4 protein-coding genes are annotated in these 6,166 nt (G+C 61.1%); all 4 read left to right on the top strand.

Features of this window, described 5'->3' with window-relative positions; all coding sequences use genetic code 11:
- Positions 1 to 136: 136 nt before the first annotated feature.
- The 4 genes from A6M21_RS04885 (at position 137) to A6M21_RS04870 (ending at position 5,910) form a co-directional block, all read left to right on the top strand.
- Positions 137 to 1,027, top strand: a complete 891-nt coding sequence (locus A6M21_RS04885; protein ID WP_066666769.1) for a CobW family GTP-binding protein — start codon at positions 137 to 139, stop codon at positions 1,025 to 1,027.
- Positions 1,028 to 1,050: 23 nt separating this feature from the next.
- Positions 1,051 to 1,875 (top strand): CbbQ/NirQ/NorQ/GpvN family protein, encoded by an 825-nt coding sequence (locus tag A6M21_RS04880; RefSeq protein ID WP_066666768.1) that lies wholly within the window; start codon positions 1,051 to 1,053, stop codon positions 1,873 to 1,875.
- 3 nt (positions 1,876 to 1,878) lie between these two features.
- Positions 1,879 to 4,773 carry a VWA domain-containing protein gene (locus tag A6M21_RS04875; protein ID WP_066666767.1) on the top strand — a complete coding sequence of 965 codons (2,895 nt, stop codon included), beginning with the start codon at positions 1,879 to 1,881 and terminating at the stop codon, positions 4,771 to 4,773.
- Between the two features lie 69 nt (positions 4,774 to 4,842).
- A complete protein-coding gene (locus A6M21_RS04870) occupies positions 4,843 to 5,910 on the top strand; it encodes a uroporphyrinogen decarboxylase family protein (RefSeq protein ID WP_066666766.1) in 1,068 nt (355 codons plus the stop codon).
- Positions 5,911 to 6,166: the final 256 nt, after the last annotated feature.

Here is a 6,166-nt window from a genome sequence, read left to right as displayed (position 1 = left end):
GACGCCATCAATATGATCAGTTCGTTGCGCGACTTGTAAAAGAGAAAATATGTAATTGCTTCTTGTTTAGTAGTGGAGCAACTCCGGCCGACAAAGTGAACAGCCGGCGCAAATTTTCAGGTTGGGAGCAGGTGCGATGAAAATTAGAATTGTCAGCGGTTTTCTCGGGGCGGGTAAAACCACCTGCATCTGCCACATGCTGGAGAACCGGCAGGGGCTGACGGGCGTGCTGGTCAATGAATTCGGCGATATCGGCATCGACGCCGAACTGATCCAGCGCGGTGAGGCGGTGGATATGGTCGAGCTGCCCAGCGGCTGTATCTGCTGCACTTTGCGCAACGATCTGGTCAAGGCGGTCGGCGAAATCAAAAAAAGGCTCAATCCGGAACGGCTGATCATCGAGCCTTCCGGCCTGGCGGTGCCCTCGGGGGTGCTGGAGGCGCTGGAACCGGTCAAAGAAAAATACGGCCTGGAAATCGAGGCAATCATCGGCATTGTAGACGCCGACGGCTTCCTGCCCAATATCGAGTCCGGACTGTTCGGCGATTTTTATACCGACCAGCTGGCCAATTCCGATATTATCATGATCAACAAGGTGGATCTGGTGCCGCCGGAAACACTGCAAAAAGTGGAGGAAGAAATACGCAAGTACAACCAGTCGGCGATCATCATGCACACGGTGAATTGTCAGACCGAGATCCCGGAAATGGAAGCGCATGCCGGTATTGATTACCTGCACCTGCATTTCGATCACGAGTTTGACTCGCTGGCCGTTACGCCGGCAGGTGTTTACCGGCGGGAGGCGGTGGAACAAATTCTGCGGGATGCGGGTGCGGGGAAGTACGGTCAAATTTACCGGGCCAAAGGCATCTTTCAGACCGCGGCGGGCTATTTCAACTTCGACCTGGTGCACGGGCAGGTTAACTTCAAACCGCTGAAGGATGGAAGCGAAAACAAGTTCATTTTTATCGGCAAGGATTTTGACAAAAAAGCGCTGGAAGCAGAGCTGGCCCGGGCGAAAGCTTAGGCCGGGAAAAGAGGTGGCGCCGCATGGGAGCGGTTGTGGAATGGAAAATCGGTGACTACCGGCAGGCCGAAGAGCCATTTTACCTGCCGGTGGGTCCGGAAGTGCAGTTGTTCGAAGCGGCGGCGGCCGGCCGCCTGCCGGTGATGCTCAAAGGCCCCACCGGCTGCGGCAAGACCAGGTTCCTGGAGTATATGGCCCACCGCCTGCGCCGGCCGCTGGTCACCGTGGCCTGTCACGAGGATTTGACCACCGCCGATCTGGTCGGGCGCTACCTGTTGAAAGGGGACGAAACGGTCTGGGTGGACGGGCCGCTGGCGACGGCCGTGAAAAAAGGGGCGATCTGCTACCTGGACGAGGTGGTGGAAGCGCGCAAGGACACCATTGTGGTCATCCACCCGCTGACCGACGACCGGCGTATGCTGCCGCTGGAGAAAAAAGGCGAGGTGCTCGAGGCGCCGGACAGCTTTATGCTGGTTGTTTCTTACAACCCGGGCTACCAGACGATTTTAAAGGATCTCAAACAGAGCACCAAACAACGGTTCATCGCACTGGAATTTGATTTTCCCCCGGCCGGACACGAAACGGCCATTGTACAAAAGGAAACCGGCATAGACGCCGAACGGGCGGCCAAACTGGTGCAGGTGGCGGGGAGAATGCGGGCGCTGAAAAACCGTGGGCTGGAAGAAGGAGTGAGCACCAGGCTGCTCATTTACGCGGCGGTGCTGATCAACCGGGGTGTGGATATGCAGGAGGCAATCATAACGGCCATGATCAAACCGGTCACCGATGATCAGGTGATCCAGAAGAGCCTGACTGAAATCGCCACCACTCTGCTGGCGGAGGATTGAACCATGAAAGCGCCTGACACGGCCGGCGGCCGGCCGCCGGCCGGAGAGGAAGCAATGCTGGCGGCGGCTTTCAGCCGGCATAAGATTCTGGCCGAAGCCTGGCGGGAGGCGCTGGCGGCGTTAAAAAAAGAGGCGTCCGGCGAATTTTACGGCTGCTGGCTGGCCGCCACCCGGGAACTGGCCGCGGCGCCCTGGGAAGTGGCCTGGGAATGGCTGCGCCGCAGCCCGTCATCCGGCGGCGGCGTCGCGCCGGCCGGCCTGGTTGCCTGGGCGCGGCTGGCGGCACGGATGGCCCGCTACAATCCGGCCGGGGCGGTGGATATAATCCGCTCCGGGGTGGATACGCTGGGGCGATTGCCGGCCGGATTGCAGCACCGGTGGCTGGCCGGATGCCTGGAACTGGCGGAAATCAACTGGCCGGCGGCCATGGTTTATTTCTCCGGCCTGCCCGAACTTTTCGACCGGATTGGCGAAAAAGCCGCCGCCCGCTGGCTGGCGGAAGGCCGGCTGCTGGCCGGACGGGAGGTGGAACTGGGCCGCGCCTACTTTTCCGCCTATACACTGTGGCGGCACCGCCCTTTCGACGGATTCTTCGCCCCCTGGGTGGAACGGGGGAAAGAGCTGGCCGGCATTCATCCGGACGCGGGCCGGGCCTACTTCACCGCCGGCGCCGCCCTGGCCGCCGCGTTGAAAGAAAATTTCTCCACCGTCTGGCTGAATGAATGGGCGGACCGGGCTAGGCAGCTGGCGGTGCTGGATGTGCCGGCGGCGGTCTCCTTTCTGGCAAACAGCCCCGCGGTTTTCAGTGCCGGCCGGGAAATCAGCCCCGCCGACTGGGCGGACTGCGGCCGGGAACTGCTGGCCCGGGGCGGCGGGTGCGCGCAGGTGTTCTTTGCAAACAGCGCCCGTGCCCTGCAGGAAGTGACCTGGCCGGAACTGCGCGGCTGGGTGGACCGGTTGATGCGGACAACGGCCGGGGATGCGGACCGTTTGTGCGAAGCGCTTTCCTTAAGCACCCGGGAAAGCCTGGCCGTGCTGACCGGTCGGCGCCAGGGGGTGGCCCTGGTGGATGAAGAACGCGGACTGGCCGCGTATGCGGCGGCGCTGTTCGACTGCCCGGTAAATTTAAAAAGCAGCGCCCTTCTGCCTGCGGCGTTGGCCGGCAAAAGACGGCTGTTCGCCACCACCGACGGGCGGCGGATTTATCTGCCGGAACTGGTGGATGAATTTCCGGCCCGGGAAGACAACCACGCCCTGTTGAAAATGATGCTGGTACACGAAATATCCCATCTGGCGGCCGGCACGTACCAAATTACGGCGGTTGAACTGGCCGGGCTGGCCCGGCAAACAGGCCTGCCGGCGCCGGAATACGGAGAAGTATCCTGTCTGGAGGAATGGCTGGATCTGTTTCCCGATTATCCGTTGATGCGCGTCATTTTTGAACTGGTGGAAGACGCCCGGGTGGATGCCCGGACGCAAAGGCAGTATCCGGGGATGAGCAAAGACTTCACCCGGTTTGGCGCCCCGGTGCAGCCGCCGGCCGGCGGGGAGGCCGCCGCGCTGATCCGGCTGTCCCTGGGCCGGCCGCTGCCGGCCGACCTGGCCATGCCGCCCGGCCGCCTGTTCCGGGAGAAAATCCTGGCCAACCGGCGGGCCGCTGTAACGGACAGCCTGGCGGTGGCCGCGGCCTGGTACCGGATTCTTGAGGGGAAAGTGGACGCCGGCGAATTGGAAGCCCGGTCCGCAGTGTTTTACCGGGGCCGGTTGTGCCCGGACCTGGCGGCTGTGAATGCCGAGGTGGAAGAAGAACCGCGGCGGAGCGGGCGCCGGCGCGAGACGGCCAGCCGCCTGCGGGTGCGCCCGGGGGCGCCGGATACGCCAACAGCATACCGGACGCGGCAATTTTACAGCGCCTTGAAGAGCCTGCTGCAGGAGATGGCGCAGGAAGAAAATGATTCATTGCACAGTGTCTCCTATTACGACGAGTGGGACTACACGGTGGATGGATATAAACCGGACTGGTGCCGGGTGGGGGAAATAATCCCGCCGCCCAGCAGCATGCGGCTTGTTGAGCGGACGCTGCAGGAATATTACGGGCTGGTCGGCACCTTGAAAAGATATTTCGCCCTGCTGCGCCCCGATCGCTTCCGGCGTTACCGCCGGCAGGAGGAAGGAGAGCAGGAGGACCTGGACGCCATTGTGGAGGCCTGGTCCGGACGGCGCGCCGGGATGCCGGCAAGCGGCTTCATGATCCGGCGGGACAAGCGCCTGCGCGAAGTGGCGGTGGCCTTCCTGTTGGACCAGAGCGGCTCCACCGACCAGGTGCTGGACAACGGCAAAACGATCCTGGATATCGAAAGGGAAGCGGTCGTGATCATGGCCGAAGCGCTGGAAGTAATCGGCGACCGTTACGCCCTGTACGGCTTCAACGGGGAAGGGCGGCACGGCGTGAAATTCCATGTGCTCAAGGAATTTGACGAACCTTACGGAATGACCGTCCGGCAGCGCTTTGGCGGCCTGGCCAGCGACGGGTTGACCCGGCTGGGGGCGGCCATCCGCCACACCGCCGGCAAGCTGCAAAAAGTGGAGGCGGCGGTGAAACTGCTGCTTATCTTAAGCGACGGACGTCCCTACGACGTCGATTATTACCCGGTGAAAAACCGCGCCGGTCCGGCCGGGTGGCTGCAGGCCGACGACACCTTTTACGCCCGGGAGGACTGCCGGATGGCGCTCCGGGAGGCGCGGATGAAACGGATCACCACGTTTTGCATCACTGTGGACCGGCGGGGGACTGACTACCTGGAAGACATATTCGGCGACGCCGGGTATGTGGTCATAGACGATGTTACGCTTTTGCCGCTCAAATTGCCGGATTTGTATAAAAGGCTGACCGTATAACGGACGTTCCGGCTCCGGCGGCCGGGGCTATTCAGGTGAAACAAAACCATTGGGGAGGGTTGTTCAACAATGAAATACCAGGGTGATCAGATGACTTCAATCGAGCGCGTGGTGGCGGCGCTGAATTATCAAAAACCGGACCGGGTACCGGTGGCCCCGTTATTGTGCGGCGCTTCCCGGCGGGTCAACGGCGTCACCTATCCGGAGTGGGCCACTGATGCCGAGGCCTGCGCCAACGGTTTTATCCAGTCGGTTGACCTGTTCGACTACGACGCCATTGTGGGGCTGGTGGACCTGTCGGTGGAAGCGGCCGACTGGGGACAGAAGATTATTTATCCGCCCCACAGCACTCCCTATACGGAAACCAGTGAACCGCTGATCAAAGAAATAGACGATTATTACCGGTTGGAGCGGATCAATCCGCGGGAAACCCCCCGTATGAAAATGGTGCTGGAAACCATGGACCGGGTGTACAAGGCGCGGGGCCAGGAAAAAGTGATCTGCGGCTTTATTTACGGTCCGCTGGGTGTGCTCTCCCACCTGCGCGGCCATGAGCGCCTGTTCAAAGACTGCATCAAGCATCCGGAAGCGGTCATGGCGGGCATGGAAGTGGTCACCGAGGTGCTTTGCGAATACGCCCGGGCGATGATTGAAACCGGCGTGCATGCCATTGCCGTGGATACCCTCTATGCCAGTGTGACCATTATGCGCAAACAGCTGTGGGTAAAAATGGAGGCTCCTTACGCCAAGAAACTGTGCGATTTGATCCGGGAGTCGGGTGTTGTCCTCGGGTTGCACAACTGTGGCGGGGCGACCTATTTTGATGTGCAGACTGAATGGCTCCAGCCCAAGTTGATCTCGCACGCCTATCCGTCGGACGACTGCAAGGACTGGGCCGAACACGCCGCCAAATGGGGTAAAAAGGTGGTCACCATGGGCTACCTGGTGCCTTCGGAACTGGGACTGTTCATGACCCCGGAGCAGGTAATCGAAGAGTGCCGGCGGGAAATCGAAACCTTCAAGGATTGTGACGGCGGTTTCGTGCTGGCGCCGGGCTGTGAGTTTCCGCCCAACGGCTCCCTGCTGAACATGGAGGCGATCATGCAGGCGGTGCGCACGTACGGCGTTTACCGCTAAAGGATGAACGGGCCGCGGCGGCCCGTGGTTTCACCGGCATCTTTTCAGCGGACCGGATATGACCGGCGTCCCGCCAGGCCGGGAGGCAAAAAAGCAACATGCCCGCGCGTTAGCCCGCCCCGTCATGTACGGCCGCTGAAAAATTGCAACAAATGATCGATTTGTCCCGGCCGGAGCCGGGAGCATCAAAATAAAAGAAAGGGGATTGCACAAACATGACACCGGAAAGGGAACAGGAGTTACTCAAGAAACTGGC

The organism is Desulfotomaculum copahuensis, assembly GCF_001655685.1.
Taxonomy (GTDB): domain Bacteria; phylum Bacillota; class Desulfotomaculia; order Desulfotomaculales; family Desulfovirgulaceae; genus Desulfotomaculum_G; species Desulfotomaculum_G copahuensis.
This window is presented reverse-complemented; position numbering and strand designations above follow the sequence as displayed.